The following is a 20,889-nucleotide window of genomic DNA, read 5'->3' on the forward strand; positions in this document are numbered from 1 at the left end:
TTATTTCTCATACTCAAGAGATAAGGTTTTACCTATCTCTTGAGCGACACTTTGAACTACATCAACAACTACAGAATTTCCTAGTTGCTTGTAAGCCTGCTTTTCATTGGGGTTCAGTTTAAAGTCGTCTGGGAAACCCATTAAACGAGCACACTCTCTAGGATGCAATCTTCTAGTTTTACCATTTATTAAATAGCCACATGTGTGAGCGAAAAGCCCGCCACCATTTGCAGAAAAAGTAACAGATAAGCCTTTTGGACTATATATCCTCTCACCCTGACCACCTTTACCAACTATACCAATTCTATAAGTTTCATCAACATTTAATTCAGGCTCATCTCTAAATAAATTTATATCCTCTCTTTCTCGAACTAAGTGAGATGTTTCAGAATCAGGTAATAAAATATCCTCTACATACTTATTTAATTTCATTGGCGGAGGAAAATTAAACTCTAAATGTTTAAGATCTTCACGGAATGCAACCATAAATACTCTCGCTCTACTTTGAGGAATCCCATAATCTGAAGAATTCAAAACCTTCCAGTCAAAACTGTAACCGAGTCTCAAAAGAGATTGTTTAACTACCCTCAAAGTTCGTCCACTATCATGATTAGCAAAATTCCTTACGTTTTCTAAAAATATAACTTTAGGACGTCTTGACTCAGCAATTCGTACAACATCAAAAAATAAAGTCCCTCTACTATCCTCAAATCCCAATCTTTTCCCACTGATTGAAAAAGCCTGACAAGGAAAGCCCGCACACAATATATCGTGTTCGGGTATAAACTTTAGATCTATTTTAGTAATATCATCGTGAGGAAGTTCTTTGAAATTTATCCAATAAGTCTCTTTAGCGTATCTATCCCAATCGCTAGAAAATAAGCACTTTGCACCGAGACTTTGCAAGGCAACTCTAAAGCCACCTATTCCAGAAAAAAGGTCAATAAATGTGAAGCCCTTAAGTAGAGGTTCGCTGATTAGAATCATGGATAAGTTATTTCTCTATAGCCATCTTAGATTTAATAAATGTACCGTTTCTTAATTCTTGAAAGGCAAGATCCAATTCATCTCGGGTATTCATCACAATAGGACCACCCCAAGCAACTGGCTCATTTAAAGCTTTAGAAATCATTACTAAGACTTTATTTTCCCCATCAGTAGCCTCAAGCTTTAATATTCCATCAGAAGAGATTTTTGCGGCAGTTTTAGGATTAACTACAGTATCACCTACTTTTACAGAACCAAGCAGGGTAAAAATCATTACAGAAGCATCGGTCGGAACAGGAATATCAACCACAGCACCATCTTCCATACTTACATCATAATAATTCAATGGAGAATACTTTGATATGAATCCTTTAGCGACTTGCTGATCGTTCGATTCCTCTTCATCAAAGCTCTTTATTGGAAATCGACCTGCAAGAAGACGTAGCTTGGCTCCATCTAGTTCAATCTCTTTAATATCAGAGTTCTTAATAGGATGATACTCAGGGTCATTCATCTTATTAGCCGCAGGCATATTCAACCAAAGTTGGACACCTAATAATCTATCCGCAGCTGGTACTTTTTCTTCATGAAGAATACCAGACCCAGCAGTCATCCATTGAACTTCACCATTAGATACTGTGTCTACAAATCCAAGATTATCTCGATGTTGCATGCCACCACTGAACACATAAGATATAGTTTCAATTCCTCTGTGTGGATGCATAGGAAATCCAGCAGTGTAGTCGTCTGGATTGGTGCTATCGAAAGAGTCAAGCATAAGTATCGGGTCATAGATTTTGACCGTATCATGTCCCAAAACACGAATCAAACTCACACCAGCACCGTCTTTAGTAGCAAATCCAGTTTGCATATTTGTAACCTTACAGGTCATACCCCCTCCCTAATTTCTTCAATAGATTAACAAGATTATATTTGTCGTCTTCAGTAAGTATTGCAAAGGACTTAGCTATACTTTTTTGATAATCCACTATAAGACTATCCATAACAAACATGCCTTGCTCACTTAATTTAAAAAGAACCTCTCTGCGATCAGTAGGATTCCTTCGGCGATCTACATACCCACCTACTAAGAGTTTCTTAAGAATAATGTCGACATAACTAGGACCTATCGGTATCCATTTTTTTAATTCGGTTACACCTATCTCTCCATTGCAATATAAGAGATGCAAAAGGTCAAACTCATTCAATGCAAGATTCTGTTTCTTTGCTACCTTTTGAATCCTCTTATTCAAAAAATGCAAATTAAATCTAAGACATACAATCAAATAATTATCGATTTCATCCATTCAAATTCCCTAAAATTAATATGATTATATACTCTAGATGGCAATGATCTAGTATCTATAATCAATACTTAATATCGCCGTACGACCTCTTGCATAATTATCGCCCATATGTGCATAATCCCCTGCACCAGATTGAAATAAAAATTGATTTGCAGAATCATTGCCAGCGTCAAGAGGGTTTATATATCCTTTATTAAACACGTTTTGCACTTCAAGCTTAACACTTAAATTATCGTTTGGCTGATAAGTAGCATATATATCAAAAATCCAAGGTTGTTTTTTAAGCGTGCCCTCTCTTTTTGTAAAACCGCAGAGATGGTTCGTCTTCCAATATGAGCTTCCATCAGGCAAGACCACATGAACAGCTGGCTCTCCGCTACAATCCATCGGAATCGCATCATACGCTTTGCTTATTTTGCTTGGCCCATAGTATTTGGCAATGCCCCCGAGTACCAATTTCTTATTAAAGAATCTCCCTCCCAACTCTATAGATGCGTAATCACGAGGAAGCATAGTCAGTTTTGTAAGGCCATAACCTTGAAAATAACGCTCACGCCCATCTTTAGAATCAATATCTGGACTCGCATCCGTAAAGTTTAATGGCTGATTCGTTTTTTGACGTGCATAAGATAGATTTGCAAAGAAATTACCCGAATCGTAATTCAGTTCAATCTCAAAACCTCTAATTTTTACAGGCACTTGGCTATTTTTATGGTAGATATACCAGTTAAAGCCATATTTGTTGTAAGCATCCTCTCCTATATGTCTATTACCTTTTATGTTATAGATATAATTTTCGATTTCAGTTTTATAAGCAAGGACTTTAAGACCTAGAAAATCACCTTCTTTAAAAATATTCTCCTTAAACGTATTAAACCCTACTTGGGTAGTTTTTGCAATCTCTGGTTTCATGTTTGAATCCACACCTGAGTCAGCCAATTCGGAGAAATACATTTCCGTCACATTTGGAGCTCTATGCGTTCTGGAAATATTGACAAAAGGAGTAAACCAATCACTTATATTTGCTGACAAACCTATGTGGTAGTTTAGATATCGATTCGAACCCTTTTGAATCTCTTCATAGTTCCAATCCTTTGGATCAGAGGAAACTGTATTAAAAAGATCCTCCGTCATATCTTGAACCATTTCATTCCATCTTTGATCAATGCGTTTATTAATTTCCTCGTTCGATAAACCCTCACGTTTAAGACGTTTTTTAAGTTTTCCTAATTCAGCAAATGAATACATATTTCTTTGTTTAAGAGCATCGAAATCTTTTCTGTCTATAACTCCATCTGGCATAACACCATCTTCATTTTCTTCCGTACCTCCAGCAATGTCCAAGGTTTCATCGAATTCATAGATTAGGTTATTCGAAATAATTTTTTCATATTCTGGATTTGCAAATGAACCCGCATATGAGTCTTTTGTAAAGCTTGGATTAGCCACTACGGCAAATATATCTTTTGAATATTTCTCTTTAAGCCATGCACGTCGAGAAGGCCCATTCAACCCCTTGTACATATACACCTTACCCTTATGATCAGCTTTCGTGTAGTTAAGATTTACATCAAGACTGAAGATACCCCAGTTTAGAGTATTATCAAGATATACAGATTGAAATTCTTGAGCACCCTCTGGCTGAACCGTATTAGAAAGACGACCGCCTACCATATAGTTACCATCAAATAAAGCAGTGTCATATAGGAGATTATTTGAGTTGGAAATGTAGTTGATCTCATACGGATTTCGATTTCTCTCATACTTATTTTTAAGCATATTAAAACCTACTGTTGTGCGTAGATTCGCATTGTCAGCTAGTTTCATTCTAAACGTGTTGTTTAAATCAATCGTATCCGCAGTATTTTTTAAATCCAAATCCTTTAATAACTTAAAGCTCTGGAATCTTGCAGCCTTATCGAAGTGCTGTTTGCCTATAGTGCGTGCAGCCAAGATATTGAAATCAATTAAATTGTTATCTTCTGGATGAATATTCGCATCGAATTGATATGTGTTTTGCCTTATGATACGGCCTGAGAGTTCCGTCTTGTAATCTCGATACTGCAAAGCTGTGCTTAACATATCATTTTGATATTGAATTTTGGCAATGTGACTGAGTGGAGTCTGCTTTAATGATTTATCCAAAGCACTTGGGTCATGATCGTATGAATTTCCATATTGATCTTCATATACATCATATGGAACTGTTACTTGAACAGTTTTCTTTTCTAAGTGACCCTTTTCATTTTCGACTTCAATTACTCGGAGAACCGTGTTGTAGCCTTTGCGATTCGTCTTATGGTAGACGCGGGGTTGAACATTGCCACCTACCTTAAAATCTTCAGAAGTATTTCTAAGCGAAACACCATACAAGAACGAAAGCGATCCACTCTCCCCAACATTACGTCTATACGCCCCAATAGCCGCAAAATTAGGACCGATACCGTTATTCCCTTTCGCACCGCTTAACTGAATACCAAAATTGCGACCATTTTGCACAATGTCATCTGCAGACACAGTGCGAAAATTCGAAGAACCCATCAAAGCATTAACACCACCACGCCCCGAGAAGCCGCCCCTCTCAATATCAATTCCTCGAATAAAATTCGGATCAACAAGACTGCCATAAGTAGACGTACCGCCTGCCTTAGAGCCATTGTCTGACGATGCAGCGTAAAACGTCTGAGACACACCGTCTATCATCGTATTGACACGACCGAAGCCACTCATACCCCGAATATTTACATTCACGGCCCCTGAAGTTTTATCGATATTCGTAAAAGCCCCAGGCACCGACCGCATAATATCATCCACAGACTTAGTGTTATTTTTTTCTATCACACGCACCGACGTCGCCTTAGGAGCAATATAAACACTTTGCTTTGAAGTCGACTCTTGAGCATCAGAGATTACATCAATATCCTCGATTTCAATGGAATTTGTTTGTGGCAATGCAACCGAACCCTGCACGCAAAGCAACATAACCGCAGTATATGTGAAAACTTTTTGCATCCTATCCCCATAATTTGTTTCAAATTAGTACCAGAATGCAAGGATATCATAAATTGAATGCTAATGATAATAATTATCATTAGCATTTGTAAAATAATTAGTTGGTTGGTTTCACGATCCTTGGATTTGAATTCCCCCACACAGTGTAAAGGTCTGCCAATAAAGCACCATTTATCTCTTCAATAACGGAATGCTCAACTTTCGCAACACCCTGAGTTCCAAATATTACTACCTCAGCACCCTCTAAAAATCAGGGAAATCTGTGACATCCACCATAGTTGTATTCATAGAAAATCTGCCCACAACTGGAACCTTATGACCATTAATTAATACATAACCCTTATTAGAAAACACCCTTCTATAACCATCCGAATACCAAAACGGCAGATTTGCTAACATAGAATCTCTTTCTAAAGTGAATGTTCTGTCATACCCAACGGTAGAGCCTTTTGGATAATGATTGATATTAGCCACCCTCGATTTAAACGAGAAAATGCGTTTATATTCAGTTCTCGTAGGTCTAGAATCACCATATAGTAAGCTACCAGGCCTCACCATATTAAAATGAGCTTCAGGTACAGTTAGGTAGTATAAGAATTTGCGGTGTGTAAGACAATTTGGTCACGTTTTAAACCAGCATTTTCAATAAGCCATTTAGTGTCTTCATTAAATCTAGCCAAATCTTTACGAATTACTTCTTCATCCTCTTCTGGATAATGGGTCATAATTCCAACTACCTTTAAATTAGAGAACTTTGTAAGTTCCAGTGCCTCTGACCTGCCCTTTTCAGTAGTCATGTCAATACCATTTCTATCCATACCAGCAGAATTTAAAGATATATGAATTCGCACATCTTTACCTGCTTCCTTAGCCAAATCTTTAATGGTTTGAGCCTGCGTCACATCACCTACAAGCTCTTCCATATCATATTAAATACCATCTTTGATTTCATTAATAGAAGCCGCCCTCACACGCATAATGGTACCTTCATATTTATGGGCTCTTGCAATTCTGGCTTCCTCATTGCTGGCAATGCCTATGCATGGTACATTCATTTTTATTATACTCGGCATTAGAAGATTAATACCATGTCCGTATGCATCAGCTTTTAGAATTGCACAAACTTTAGATTTACCATTTAGTAATCTTTGGAGTTCAGCAATATTGCTTTCGAAGGCATGAACATCAACCTCTATCCACGCATTAGCAGAGAACTCTGACAATTGACTAACCTTCACATCATCCGTACTTAGTACAGGAGCAGAGTTACTTTGAGCAGCAAAAAGTGAAGCAATAATAATTGTTAATGATTTAAGTGGGAACTTCATATTTCTTAACCTCAAAAAGTGTTGGAACTTTCATCATAAGTTAAGAAATACAAGATAATTCAGAGGGAAAATCCTAATGTCTATACAAATTTAGGGTTTTAAATTTTCTTTAAATAATCACCAATTTGTTTGACAATATCTGTGACTAGAGCATTACCCATAAAAAACATGCGCATTCTGTCTGAAACTTCAACTACCTCTCCAGTAGAGGTTTTTTTATACTTAGTCCAATTGTCAGGGAAATCTTGTAGCCTCTCAGCTTCAATGGGTGTCAATAGTCTATATTTGTTATCTACTTGAAGAAAATGTGTTGATCTGTTTATTGAACCTTCTGAAGTTAACATAGTTCTTCCTGGTGAATCAAGGTCATCGACTTCAGACATTCCACCCTCAGCAAACATATATTTAAAGCCGTCTGAAGAGGTTCTTTCAATTTTCTTTGGTCCTCTAAGGTATTTAAATTTTCGAATCGTTAAATCATCTGTTATGAAAAACCTTTTTGGTATTTCACAATTTTTTTGAACTATGTCTCTAAGAGTTAAACGTTTACCTTCATAATTAGAATTTAATTCTAAAGAAACAAAGTTACCCTGAGTCATAATTCCTGAATTCCAGAAATTACCCACAAAATTATTGGAAACATCCAATATATCGTCGGAAAGCTTACCGTACGATATTCTATTTTTATTCAACTCATTTTTAACTGGGAACTGTCTTGCAAATAGTCCAAATTTTTTTAGATGTAGTTTTGCTAATTTAATTAGTCTTGTTTCTTCTAGATTAGATTTTTTAAATAATGTAAATTTTTTAAAATATTTTGAATCGTTTTTAAATACAAAAATGTAAACTCTACTTCTCTTTTGACTTCTACCATAATCGGCTGCGTTTATAACCCTCCATTCTAATGAATATCCAAGAGAATTAAACGCTGACATCATAATAGCAAAGTCTCTACCTCGCTGTTTTGAGGGTGCTTTTAAAAGTCTATCAACGTTTTCCAATATCAAATATTGAGGATTAGTTAATTTGGTTGCTCGAATAATTTGCCAGAATAAAACCCCTTTCTTACCCTCAATACCTAACTCATTTTTTTTGCTCCTTGCAACTGAATAATCTTGGCATGGAAAACCACCCACAATCAGGTCAACATCCATTGATAAGAACTTACTATCAGGAATTTTTGCAATATCAATATTTATATTCTCAGAATCTGGAAAATGATAGTTATAAACCTCAAAGGCATCTTGTGAGACTCTTAAGGGTTCAAATTGATTTGACCAATGAGTTTGAAAAAATGACGAATCAGAATTTTCAAGTCCTACTCTAAAACCACCTACTCCAGCAAATAGTTCCAGTATTTTGAGCATCGACTTATTTTTCATAAAATGTTTGTAGTAAGTATAAATACGGATTAATTATGTCTAGCACCCAACTCAAAGAATCCCAAGAACTTTTTAGTTACGATGATAGCGATTTAAAAAGCATGTATGAATATTCAAAAAGAATATTAGATAAAAGTTTAGAACAAATAATATCTGAATACGACAAAAATTGCTACAAATCCAGGGACGATTACCTAAACAAAAAAATCGTTAATAATTCTTCTGAGGTTAAACAAAAGTTCGATGAGAAGAACAAAGGTAAAGTTGGACAAATAATAGAAAAATGTTTTTATGGATATAATCTCAACAATAAAAAAACTGCTGATTTTACGGACATACCTCTTGAGATTAAAGTTACCCCCTACGTTTCAACTAAAAAAAAATCAAAAATAGAAAAAAATTGTTCTAATAATACCCCTGAAATAACTTTAAAAGCTAAAGAGAGACTCTCGTTATGTATGATTAACTATAAAAACTATAAAAAAGTAAAATTTGAAGAGTCCCCTTTGTATGAAAAATGTAAAAACATAATAATCCTATTTTATAAACATGTCTCAAAAGAAAACATACTGAAAAGCACTATTAATTACATTGGCTTTTATGATTGGCTTAATGAAGATTTGCCTCAAATCATAAGGGATTATGAAACAATTTCTAATAAAATATTGGAGGGTAAGGCTCATACGATATCTGAAAGCGACACCACCTATCTTGCAGCTTCAGTAAAAGGTCAAAACGGGAATTGCTTAACAAAACAAAGATTCGGTGTTATACCAGCTAAGCCAAGATGTTGGTCACTAAAACCAAAATACTTGAATTATTTACTAAATAATAAGTTTAAAAACCTTCAGCATGAAAGAAATAAAAAGCTATATGGATATGTATCAACAATCCCCAAAATTACTTCACAATTTGAATCTATAGCCAAAAATGATAAAGAAAAATCTAAGCCCTTTGAAGATTTAATTGTAGAGAAATTTCAACCTCACTTTGGTAAAACTTTAGATAACTTATTAGAAGAATTTAAGATAAGAGAAAATTCTAAGAATAAAGCTAATCTTTTAATCCGAAAAATTTTTAATCTTAAAGAAAATATCGAACTTTCAGAAGAGTTCCAAAAATCCAATATGTTACTTAGAGTTATAAGAGTAAAACCTAATTTATTGCCCAAAGAAGATTCACCATTCAAAGTTTTTCGTTTTAAAACTTTGTATAAAGAAAAGAAATGGAAGCAATCACAGGTTTATACAGAAATATATCAAAAACGAATAATGTTCGTTTTATTTGTGCAGGATGATAGTCAACAAGATAAATATATATTGAAGCATGTATTTTTCTGGGGGTTTCCTGAACAATTAGAGGATGGACTTAAAAGAGATTGGGAAAGTGTTAAAACCATATTAGGTCAAAATGATATTTTTAGAGTCGTAAAAGGGGAAAACGGCAATAGAATTGAACATAAATTTCCCAAGGCTATAGAGTGTAATGTCATTTTCTATAAAATTCATTCAAGCCAATCAGTTTATGAGTTGCCTAATGAATCCATTTATGGAAAGAAATCCATTTATGGAAAGGGTAAATATATAAATAATAAAAGTGTTACCAATGCACTACCTAATGATTGTAGAGTTTCTAACCACTCATTCTGGCTTTCAAAATATTTTCTTCAAAAGATATTCAAAGAATACATTGATAAATTAAATGATTTTAAAAAGTAACCTATGTAATTAGGTGAAAAATTAATTCTTTTTGTGTAGTTTGCAGTATTATTATTTCTTAGTATCTTATGATGTGGATAACGTTACTTGTCCCTTTTGTAGCATTAAGTAAACTTAATTATGAATATACGAGCTTTTAACTAAGCACCTAAACACACCCCACCAGATAACCACCCACACCGAGACTTCCCCAGCTGAACTAAGAACCCTTATGATTACTCACCAACATCGTAACCACTTGGTACTCTAGCGAAGTGAGGCGAAGGGACATTGTCAGTCCCGAAGACGAACGAAGCCCCCGCTTAACCACACCACCACCGGCGAATAACCCACACCGAGACCTCCCCAGATGAACTAAGAACCCTTCCGTTTACTCACCAACATCGTAACCACTTGGTACTCTAGCGAAGTGAGGCGAAGGGACATTGTCAGTCCCGAAGACGAACGAAGCCTCCGCTTAACCACACCCCTACCGGAGAACTACCCACACCGAAATCTCCCCAGTTGAACTTAAAACCCTTACGATTACTCACCAACACCGTAACCACTTGGTACTCTAGCGGAGTGAGGCGAAGGGACATTTTCAGTCCCGAAGACAAACGAAGCCCACCTACTCCCACTCTATCGTAGAAGGAGGTTTAGAGCTAATGTCATAGGTCACACGATTAATGCCACGAACTTCATTTATGATGCGCGACGAAACCCTTGCCAACAAAGAATATGGCAATGGTGCCCAATCCGCCGTCATAAAGTCTGACGTCTGCACGGCACGCAATGCAACTACGTAGTCATATGTGCGGCCATCGCCCATCACTCCTACGCTTTTAACTGGCAAAAACACAGTAAAAGCCTGCGATGTAAGGTCATACCAAGATTTGCCCGTCTCTTCATCAATAAAATTATGAAGCTCTTCTATAAAAATAGTATCGGCTTTTTGGAGCAAGCTAACATATTCAGGTTTAATTTCGCCCAATATCCGCACTCCAAGCCCTGGTCCAGGGAACGGATGTCTAAAAATCAATGATTGTGGAATACCTAGGGCCAATCCAAGTTTACGCACCTCATCCTTAAACAACTCTCGCAATGGTTCAAGCAATTTTAAATTCAGTGTTTCTGGCAATCCGCCCACATTATGATGCGATTTAATGGTTACCGCCTTACCAGTTTTTGATCCTGCAGATTCAATCACATCTGGATAAATTGTTCCTTGAGCAAGCCATTTCGCATTAGGAAGCTTGGCGGCTTCCTCTTGGAAAACTTCAACAAATTCGCGTCCTATGATTTTGCGTTTTTGCTCTGGGTCGGACACACCTGCAAGCTTTCCTAAAAATTGATCAGCTGCATTTACTCGGATAATTTTTACGCCTAAATTTGTGCTTAAAGCCTGCATAACTTGATCGCCTTCATTTTCTCGAAGCAATCCATGATCCACAAACACACATGTCAACTTATCGCCTATTGCGCGATGAATTAAAGCTGCCGCAACAGAAGAATCCACCCCGCCTGAGAGGCCTAAAAGCACTTCATCTTCGCCGACAATATCTTTAATATAAGCCACAGCCTCATCGATATAATCGGGCATATTCCAGTCACCTTCACATCCGCAAATATCGCGAACAAAGCGACGCAGTAGCTCAGCCCCTTGCTTTGTGTGAGTTACTTCTGGATGAAATTGCACTGCATAAAATTCACGTCCCTCGTCAGCCATAGCAGCTATCGGACAACTTCCTGTGGAGGCAATGCACACGAATCCATCCGGCATGATTTCTACTTGATCTCCATGACTCATCCAGACATGCAAGGTAGGACGAGATTCATCTCCTGCAACAACACCATCTTTTAAGCCATTGAACCATTTCGAGTCACCATGCAATTCAATTTCAGCATGTCCAAACTCTCGATGATTAGCCCATGTAACGCGACCACCCAGTTGCATTGCCATAAGCTGCATGCCATAGCAAATACCTAAAACTGGAACTCCTAAATCGAATACGGCATTGCTAACTTTATCCGATTCCTCACCATATACAGATGAGTGACTGCCCGACAGAATAACGCCTTTCAAACCCTTTGCTTGCTCTTCGCGTAGAAATTCCTCACTCACATCACCTGAGTGAATTTCACAATAGACGCCAGTCTCACGGACTCGTCTTGCAATTAATTGCGTTACTTGAGAGCCAAAATCAAGAATAAGTATTTTCTGATGCATTTAAAAAACCTAAGTATTAAATATTTCAAAATTATAAGAGATTACTGAGTATGCATGCGGTAAGCATGCAGATTTAACCTCTCATAATTTAATGTTTTTGCTTGGTTTCAAATTAAGCTTTGATATTATTGAGAATAATTATTATTGCCACCCTATAGCCTTGCTTTACGTTACCTTACAGCATATGTTAGTAAATATTCAAAACTCCAATGAACCTCAATCGAATAAGCCTAGCTTAAAAGCCCTTTTCTCTTTAGGCTTTCGTCCGCTTTATCTATCGGCTGCGTTATGGTCTATTATCTCCATCATTCTTTGGATTTATGTTCCTGCTTCACTTAAAGGGCCGATGACAGCTAGCTATTGGCACGCTCACGAGATGTTGTGGGGGGTTGTAATTACTATTGCCGTGGCCTTTCTTCTGACAGCTAGTGCCACATGGACAGGTCGCAATCCTGCTCAGGGCCGCACTTTGATGATCATTGTTTTGCTATGGTGGGTTTCTCGATTTCTGCTGCTAATTCCAAATGACATTGCCTTTAAAATCGGAATGGTCACTGAATTCTCATTCTTTGCTTCGTCAGCTTATAGACTTTGGGCGGTTGTCTGGAGTACAAAAAATAAACGCAATTATATTCTGCCCTTTGTCCTTTTAGTGCTCGCTTTTCTTGATCTTGGCTATCTGTACTCCGTTCTAAATGGAGATTATATTGGCGTTTCGCGTTATCTGGACTTTGGTTTTATCGGCATGGCCTATATCGCATTGATGATCGCTAGGAGAGTATTGCCATTTTTTGCATCGCGTGGAGCTAATATCGAAATCCCAAATCACCAAAACTCAGGCTCCTTACAGTTATCTCTTATGGTGGCTACATTCGCAGCATCAGTGTTGGGATTACATTTAGTGGCTGCAGGCGGGGTTATTGCCACAGGGCTTATTTCTATTTTTCAGCTATCGCAATGGAAACCTCACAAAGTCGTACGCATACCTCTGCTTTGGGTGCTTTATATTTCGTATTTTTTCTTAGGTCTCGGGCTTATTTTTTCGGGCGTATATTTTCTGCTCTCGCCTTCATATGCGGCTCTTGTAGAAGCTTGGGGTACGCAAAACAATCTGGCGTTTATGCTATCAAGACCCGCATTCCATCTTCATGTTATTGGGATGGGCGGCTTTGCAGTCATGATTATTGGAATGCTTACACGCACGTCATTAGGGCATACTGGGCAGCCACTTAAAGCCGATAGATGGATGGTGTGGATGTATATTTCTTTGCTTATCGCTTTTGTTATTCGCATGTCTGGCCTCTATCCGAGCAATATTATCTTGGCCTTTTGGCATGCGGCCGCTCTATTTTGGATTATTGCTTTTGGTCTCTTTTTATATCGCTTCACGCCTCTTTTAATTAAGCCACGTGCCGATAGATTTCGCTCCAAAAAATAAGGGTGGCAATGCTCCCGCACTCCACCCCTATTTCTTATTTATCCCTGACGATAATTAGGAGATTCCTTCGTAATTTGTACATCATGTACATGAGACTCACGCATACCTGCTGATGTAATCTCTACGAACTCAGCCTTAGTACGCATATCCTCAATCGTCGGACAACCGCAGTATCCCATAGATGCACGCACGCCTCCAATAAGTTGGTAGATAATCGCAAGCACACTGCCTTTATAAGGTACGCGCCCCTCGATACCTTCAGGCACCAGTTTGTCTGTAGCAGAACCAGTTTCTTGGAAGTACCTATCCGCAGAGCCTTTCTCCATAGCACCAAGCGAACCCATGCCGCGATATGACTTATATGAGCGCCCTTGAAATAAAATCACCTCACCCGGTGCTTCCTCAGTTCCCGCAAACATACTACCCATCATGCATGAATGAGCCCCTGCTGCCAACGCTTTCGAGAGATCTCCGGAATAACGGATCCCGCCATCCGCAATCATAGGCACACCCGTACCCTCAAGTGCTGTTGAAACATCGTGGATTGCTGTGATTTGTGGAACACCAACGCCTGCCACAATGCGAGTGGTACAAATAGACCCTGGCCCAATCCCTACTTTCACACCATCTGCACCCGCTTCAACTAAAGCTAAAGCTGCTGCTGCGGTGGCAATGTTCCCGCCTATTACATCCACTTGCGGAAAATTTTGCTTAACCCATTTCACACGGTTGATCACCCCTTGAGAATGCCCGTGAGCCGTATCTACTACTACAACATCCACTCCAGCGGCTACTAATTTCTCGATACGGTCTTCTGTACCTTCACCGACACCAACAGCCGCACCTACGCGTAACTGTCCTTTAGAGTCTTTATTTGCGACTGGGTGTTCATGATTTTTAAGAATATCTTTAACTGTAGCTAGTCCACGTAACTCAAAATTATCGTTAACGATAAGGACGCGTTCCAATCTATGTTTATGCATCAAAGCTTGTGCATCGTCCAAAGTTTGCGTCTCCTTCATAGTGACTAGACGCTCTTTTGGAGTCATTACATTTGCAATTAGTTCTGAATATCTTTCTTCAAAACGCAAATCGCGGTTCGTCACAATGCCGACTAGTTTTCCATTTTCAACTACTGGCAATCCTGAAAACCCATGGGACTTCTGAAGCGCAATTGCTTCACGAACAGTAGTTTGCGGTGATACAGTAACAGGATCAATAACAATACCGAATTCGTGACGTTTAACGCGTGAGACTTCCTGAGCTTGTTTATCTGCGGACATATTTTTATGAATAATACCGATACCACCCTCTTGAGCCATAGCAATGGCTAGGCTTGATTCTGTTACGGTATCCATAGCCGCAGAGACAATTGGAATATTTAGATTTATATTACGAGTTAATTTTGTTTTAAGACTAGTATCCTTGGGAAGGATATTTGAATAAGCAGGCACCAATAGTACATCATCAAAAGTGAGTGCTTTTTTGGTTAATCGCATGAATTACTCCTACACAAAGATAGATTATAAAATTTTTAATTAAAAAATACACGTGCGTTCATAAACATACGCATCCAAGGTGAAAAATCTCCCCCACTATCATTCTGCCCCCAAAGTTTAGGAGACCATGAGAGCATGGCATTTCTAGTAACACGTTCTGGATGCGGCATCATAATCATATACCTCCCATCAGTACTTGTAACTCCCGTAATACCATCTAAGCTACCATTCGGATTAAATGGATAGGATTCAGTAGGCTGACCGACATTATTTACATAACGTAAAGCCCTGTGTACTTGGCCTTTGTTGCCCTGAACACTAAAGTTTGCGTACCCTTCACCATGTGACACGACTATTGGAGCTTGCATCCCCTGCATGCCTTTGAAGAAAATAGAAGGTGAATCCATAATTTCTACCATGCATAATCGAGCTTCATATTTTGAAGAAACGTTTGATGTAAATGCGGGCCAATCCTGTGCCCCTTTAATCATTCCAGATCCAGCCAAATGAGCCATCATTTGACACCCATTACAAACACCTAGCGCGAGAGTATCTTCTCGATCAAAGAATTCAGTAAATTGCGTGCTTAAAATTTCATTAAACAAAATGGTCTTAGCCCATCCCTGACCTGCACCTAAAACGTCACCATAACTAAAGCCCCCAACTGCTACAAGGGCTTGAAAGTCCAATAATTTCTTGCGACCAGAAAGCAAGTCTGTCATATGCACATCGTACGCTTGGAAACCCGCTTTATCAAAAGCCCAAGCCATCTCTAATTGACTATTACATCCTTGCTCACGCAAAATTGCTATGCGAGGTTTGGAGCCTTTTCCAATAAATGGAGCAATTAAATTTTCTTGTGGATTGAAATGAACTTTTGCCTGCATGCCAGGGTCAGAAATATCGTCCCAACGTTTAAATTCTGCGAGAGATGTTTTTGGATTATCTCTGTTTTTAGAAATGTTATAGCTAACCTTTGTCCACTCTTTTCCTAGTTCTGAGCGTGGAAATGAAGCTACAACTTTTGCGTCTCGCAATATATCGATAGAGTCTGTTTTATTTAATGACCCAATAACATGAGAGACTTTAGACAAACCTGCTTCACTAAGAGTGTGCAGTACAGCATCTCTATCAGATCTACGAACCTGAATCACCGCACCAGCTTCCTCATTAAATAAAGCTCTGATAGTGCTTTCATTTCTAAGGTTTTCAACCTGATCTGGCTTAATTTTGAAATCACCAAAATCACTATTTTGTTCATCAAAAACAAGCATGTCAACATTTATAGAAACACCAATATGCCCAGCAAAAGCCATTTCTGCAACAGTAGCAAATAATCCACCGTCCGATCTATCGTGATAGCTAAGGATTTGACCCTTATCTGAAAGAGAACGAATCGCACCAAAAAAGGATTTAAGAAGATCAGCATTCTCCATATCAGGAGTTTTACTGCCATACTGATTTAAAACATGTGATAGCACAGAGCCTGCAAGCCTTTGCTTGCCTTCACCTAAGTCAATCAAAATAAGAACTGATGACTCATCCGTATCGTGCACAAGCTGCGGAGTCAATGATTTTCTTATATCCTTAACATTTGAAAATGCACTTACAATCAAGGAAACAGGTGAAATAATAGTCTGCTCCTCATCTTCTTCCTGAGCTTTTGTTTTCATTGAAAGAGAATCTTTACCTACAGGAATAGAGATACCAAGGTCTATACAAAATTCACTACATGATTTAACCGCCTCATATAGTGCACCGTCTTGACCCTCAGAGCCAGAAGAAGCCATCCAATTTGCCGATAATTTTAGATCTCTTATGCTCGCAATATCTGCACTGGCAATATTCGTTATAGCCTCTGCAATAGCCATTCTCGAAGCAGCAGCTGGATTTGCGATAGCAATAGGAGAACGCTCTCCCATAGACATGGCTTGACCAGTGTACCCCTCATAATCATCAAGCGTAACAGCACAATCAGCAACTGGCACTTGCCATGGACCTACCATTTGATCACGCGATGTCAATGCCCCCACACTGCGATCACCAATAGTCACTAGGAAAGACTTGCTCGCCACAGTAGGATGACGAATAACTTTAAGAGCAATATCGCTTAAATCCGCTTCGACAAAATCAAGTTTCTCAGACGAGAAATTTTGCGTTTGTATATCCTTTTTAAGCTTTGGCAATGATCCTAAAATAACATCCATAGGCAGATTCACTGCATCTTCTTTAGGCTCATTTTTAACGACCAGCATTTTCTCTTCTTTGGCAATGCCCACGACACTAAACGGACATCTCTCTCGAGCACAAATTTCCTCAAATAAAGGCAAACTCTCAGGATCGATAGCAAGCACATATCTCTCTTGAGATTCATTGCACCAAATCTCAGCTGGTGACATACCAGATTCTTCAAGATTAACTTTATTTAAATCAAACACTGCCCCCATATCCGCATCTTGCACCATCTCTGGAAATGCGTTAGATAGACCCCCTGCACCTACATCATGCAAAGAGAGAATTGGATTTTTCTCTAACATTCTCCAGCACGTATCCAAAACCTCTTGAGCACGCCTTTGAATCTCTGGATTGCCTCGTTGAACAGAATCAAAATCAAGACTTTCTGCATTAGAGCCCACGGCCATACTAGAAGCAGCTCCGCCGCCCATACCGATTCTAAAGCCTGGCCCCCCCAGTTGAATTAAAAGCGTTCCATCCTTAAGGGCATTTTTTTCTGTTAATGCATCGTCAATTGAGCCCAAGCCACCTGCAATCATAATTGGCTTGTGATAGCCCCATCTAACTCCGTCGACAGTTTGTTCATAGACTCTAAAGTATCCCGATAGATTTGGACGACCAAACTCGTTATTAAAATTTGCAGCCCCAATTGGCCCTTGAGTCATTATTTCTCTTGGAGTGGCAATGCGCTCGGGCATAATATGTGAGTCATTTTCTTCCCATTTTTCGGTTAACTCAGGTAGATGTAGATTAGAAACTGTAAATCCCGTAAGACCTGCCTTAGGCTTACCTCCTCGACCAGTTGCCCCTTCATCTCTTATTTCTCCACCTGCACCAGTGGAAGCCCCTTGAAAAGGTGCAATCGCAGTTGGATGATTATGTGTCTCAACTTTTATTAATGTATGTGTAAGCCTTTGAGTTGATTTGTACTGAAACTCAGAATCTGACAAAGGATAAAACCTAGAAATTTCCCTTCCTGAAAAAATAGCTGCATTATCCGAATAAGCAACAACGCAACCTTCTGGATGAGCATTATATGTGTCCCTAATCATACCAAAAAGGGATTTTTCTTGTGGTACCCCGTCAATAGTCCAAAAAGCATTAAATATCTTATGTCTGCAGTGTTCACTATTAGCCTGTGCGAACATCATAAGCTCAACATCAGTGGGATTTCGCTCAAGTTTTTTATATGAATTAAGTAGATAATCAATTTCAACACTACTTAATGCAAGGCCCAAGTTTTGATTCGCTTCATATAAAGCCATCTCGCCTTTACCTAACACATCAATATAAGTGAGATCTTTAGTGCTTAATTCATTAATTAAAAGTTTGGGATCAAATTCATCTGGAAGAACTTCTTCAGTCATGCGATCATGAATAGCACTAGCTAAGGTGGCCAATTGCTGCTCATTTAATTTTTTTGATCCGAGCAAACCACGTTCAGACTCAAAATAATACTTAATGCCCCTCTCTATCCTAAATATCTTCGATAGACCACAATTAGTGGCAATGTCCGTACTCTTTGAGGCCCACGGAGAAATAGTCCCAATCCTAGGGACAACATGCAATATTAATGTCGCACTGTCAGCAATATTTTCAGGAAATTCTTTCCCATAGCTTAGCAATGACTTAAGTTTAAAAATTTCTTCGGGATTTAATTCAGAATGACAGTAAACAAAATGTTCATACTGTCCTTGGACTGAAGAAACTGGTACATTTGATTTTTTTAATTTTTCTAAAATTTTTTCTGATTGGAACTGGGATAGTGCTAATGCACCTTGAAAGTAGTAATGAATTGACACTTCTTTAATCCACGTTTTGGCTTAAAAACATATATTTTACAAGTTTTAAATTCAAATAATTTATAGAATTTGTAATGTTAAAAGATGCTCCAAGAAATAGTTAAAGCTATTTATTCAAAAATCGTGTAACTCATTAATTTTCTTGTATAATTATTAAAACAATAACGAGTCGGGTGTTATAGTGTTTAGGTTATTAAAGTCAGCAATAATTAGTATTTCATTGATATTTTTTGTCTCTACCTCTTTTAATCAAGAGGTTTATGCTGCTACAAAACAAAAAACTTCTAAAACTACATCTAAAGCAAAGACTAGGGTTAAGACTAAGATTTCCTCTAAATCTAAATCTAAAAAAACTACTAGCAAGGCAAAATCATCCAAAAATAAGAAAAAAAGCAAAGTCATTGCCAGTAAAAAAGTAAAACCTAAAACTGCACGTAAACTTAAATCTAAATCATCGATTGTAAAAACAAAATCAAATTTAATCTCTTCCTCTGCTGGATTAGCGAATGATAGCGAAGATATTAAAAACTCATTTACTGACGTGAATATTGTAGGTTTTGCGGATAACGGCGATGTAATTAATTCTGAAATCGCTTTTGTTATGTCATTAGATGACAGGCAGATTCATTATCAAAAAAATATCGATACTGTGCAGCCTATAGCCTCTATTACTAAGCTTATGACGGCTTATGTAGTTATTAAAGGTGGTCAATCTTTAGATGAAATTATTACCATATCAGAAGAGGATATGGACCGTTTGAAAGGAACAGGATCTAGACTTACATATGGTACTCAACTAACTAGACGTGAAGCTCTTCTTCTTGCATTAATGTCCTCAGAAAATAGAGCGGCTAATGCTCTTGGAAGACATTATCCTGGTGGTTTAGAAGCATTTGTAAAACAGATGAATGCAACTGCACGTCAAATTGGAATGACTCGCACTCGTTTTGTTGAGCCTACGGGACTTTCACCTCAAAATGTAGCTTCAGCTCAAGACCTTGCTAAACTTCTTGCTGTCGTATATAGAGAACCGCTTATTCATCAATTTTCTACAAGTGATGGATATACTGTAACTACCAATGGCGGAAAAATTCAAAATTATAAAAACTCTAATCGTCTAATTCGTAATGACAAATGGGATATTCATGTATCCAAAACTGGCTATATTAAAGAAGCTGGCCGTTGCATAGTAATGATTACTAAGATGAACGGAAAAGATATGGCTGTTGTTCTTATGAACGCAAATGGCGGTGTAACTAGGTTTTCAGACGCTATAAGAATTAAGCATATTGTTCAGAATGACTTCCCGTCAATCTTTTAGTTACTGCTGAATTTGTTTAATTATCTTTAGTGGAATACACGTTTTTAAACGATTTATAGAGACATCTATAGGGTCTTGATGTGCCCCCAAGATATCTAATGTTATATCTGCACCTATAGTTTTTATCGCCTCAAAATCGTCTCGTATTCTAGTATCAGCAAAATCGCATTCTGTTTGCGTATAAATTAGGTGCGTAGTGTAATCTAAACTTACTTCCGTTCCAATTGATAATAACGGTATAAATGAGTTAAATGTAATCACACGCCCTGCAATTGCCGTACTTAAACCTAAGAGAGAAAGTATCGCAGATCCAATCGGACCACTCCCTACTAAAGCTGTATATTCCGCACTACTAAATGTATTCTTTTGGATATGTCGAATCGTTTCAATTAACTTAATCTTATTTATTCCAACAAACTCCTCAATTTTTTCTGGTTCCTCTATCTGCTCTTCACTTTCTATGGCAATGCCATAGATATTCGCCATTGGAAATATGTCCTGATATGCTTTTGATACTACATCAAGCATTCTTAGATTATCTAGACTTGGAAAACAAAGAATAAATAATTGAGATGAGTCAGAAGCTTGATTAGGGTTTTGAGTGAGGTTTTTGTGAGGAAACATCGGAAATTTTGTTTTTGATAAAATACT

At 38.0% G+C, this 20,889-nt stretch carries 13 protein-coding genes and 1 pseudogene; 3 read left to right on the forward strand and 11 right to left on the reverse strand.

Annotated elements, in window-relative coordinates; translation table 11 throughout:
- The 7 genes and pseudogenes from dcm (T432_RS0101085) to dcm (T432_RS0101120) form a co-directional block, all read right to left on the reverse strand.
- On the reverse strand, positions 1-987 hold the full coding sequence (gene dcm, locus T432_RS0101085) for a DNA (cytosine-5-)-methyltransferase (RefSeq protein WP_028883824.1): 987 nt from the start codon (positions 985-987) through the stop codon (positions 1-3).
- A gap of 7 nt (positions 988-994) precedes the next feature.
- Entirely contained in the window at positions 995-1,879 is an 885-nt protein-coding gene (locus tag T432_RS0101090) for a pirin family protein (protein ID WP_028883825.1), read from the reverse strand.
- Positions 1,869-2,294 (reverse strand): MarR family winged helix-turn-helix transcriptional regulator, encoded by a 426-nt coding sequence (locus tag T432_RS0101095; protein ID WP_015551698.1) that lies wholly within the window; start codon positions 2,292-2,294, stop codon positions 1,869-1,871. The genes T432_RS0101090 and T432_RS0101095 overlap by 11 nt, the downstream gene beginning before the upstream one ends.
- A gap of 48 nt (positions 2,295-2,342) precedes the next feature.
- On the reverse strand, positions 2,343-5,306 hold the full coding sequence (locus T432_RS0101100; protein ID WP_028883826.1) for a TonB-dependent receptor domain-containing protein: 2,964 nt from the start codon (positions 5,304-5,306) through the stop codon (positions 2,343-2,345).
- A 243-nt stretch (positions 5,307-5,549) separates the two neighbouring features.
- Positions 5,550-5,864 (reverse strand): alanine racemase C-terminal domain-containing protein, encoded by a 315-nt coding sequence (locus T432_RS08625; RefSeq protein ID WP_028883827.1) that lies wholly within the window; start codon positions 5,862-5,864, stop codon positions 5,550-5,552.
- Positions 5,865-5,887: 23 nt separating this feature from the next.
- Positions 5,888-6,634 (reverse strand): annotated as a pseudogene (locus T432_RS08630) (alanine racemase).
- Between the two features lie 98 nt (positions 6,635-6,732).
- Positions 6,733-8,016, reverse strand: coding sequence for a DNA (cytosine-5-)-methyltransferase (dcm, locus tag T432_RS0101120; RefSeq protein WP_028883830.1), 1,284 nt, complete (start codon positions 8,014-8,016; stop codon positions 6,733-6,735).
- A gap of 35 nt (positions 8,017-8,051) precedes the next feature.
- Here dcm (T432_RS0101120) and T432_RS0101125 point away from each other — a divergent pair, with 35 nt between their 5' ends.
- Positions 8,052-9,734 (forward strand): Sau3AI family type II restriction endonuclease, encoded by a 1,683-nt coding sequence (locus T432_RS0101125; RefSeq protein WP_028883831.1) that lies wholly within the window; start codon positions 8,052-8,054, stop codon positions 9,732-9,734.
- A 610-nt stretch (positions 9,735-10,344) separates the two neighbouring features.
- On the opposite strand, the gene guaA is transcribed toward T432_RS0101125, so the two are convergent.
- Positions 10,345-11,943 (reverse strand): glutamine-hydrolyzing GMP synthase, encoded by a 1,599-nt coding sequence (gene guaA / locus T432_RS0101130; protein ID WP_028883832.1) that lies wholly within the window; start codon positions 11,941-11,943, stop codon positions 10,345-10,347.
- Between the two features lie 184 nt (positions 11,944-12,127).
- Between guaA and T432_RS0101135 the strand changes: the two genes are divergently transcribed.
- Complete coding sequence (locus T432_RS0101135; protein ID WP_028883833.1) at positions 12,128-13,381, forward strand: NnrS family protein; 1,254 nt, start codon at positions 12,128-12,130, stop codon at positions 13,379-13,381.
- 38 nt (positions 13,382-13,419) lie between these two features.
- Here the strand turns inward: T432_RS0101135 and guaB are convergent, their stop codons facing one another.
- Both guaB and purL read right to left on the reverse strand, forming a co-directional pair.
- On the reverse strand, positions 13,420-14,880 hold the full coding sequence (gene guaB, locus T432_RS0101140) for an IMP dehydrogenase (protein WP_028883834.1): 1,461 nt from the start codon (positions 14,878-14,880) through the stop codon (positions 13,420-13,422).
- 35 nt (positions 14,881-14,915) lie between these two features.
- Positions 14,916-18,917 (reverse strand): phosphoribosylformylglycinamidine synthase, encoded by a 4,002-nt coding sequence (gene purL, locus T432_RS0101145; RefSeq protein ID WP_028883835.1) that lies wholly within the window; start codon positions 18,915-18,917, stop codon positions 14,916-14,918.
- A 181-nt stretch (positions 18,918-19,098) separates the two neighbouring features.
- Between purL and T432_RS0101150 the strand changes: the two genes are divergently transcribed.
- Positions 19,099-20,238, forward strand: a complete 1,140-nt coding sequence (locus tag T432_RS0101150) for a serine hydrolase (RefSeq protein WP_028883836.1) — start codon at positions 19,099-19,101, stop codon at positions 20,236-20,238.
- Here T432_RS0101150 and T432_RS0101155 read toward each other — a convergent pair whose 3' ends face one another.
- Entirely contained in the window at positions 20,239-20,862 is a 624-nt protein-coding gene (locus T432_RS0101155) for an alpha/beta hydrolase family protein (RefSeq protein WP_028883837.1), read from the reverse strand.
- Between the last annotated feature and the right edge of the window lie 27 nt (positions 20,863-20,889).

The sequence above is a fragment of the Taylorella asinigenitalis ATCC 700933 genome, assembly GCF_000687755.1.
GTDB classification, from domain to species: domain Bacteria; phylum Pseudomonadota; class Gammaproteobacteria; order Burkholderiales; family Burkholderiaceae_B; genus Taylorella; species Taylorella asinigenitalis.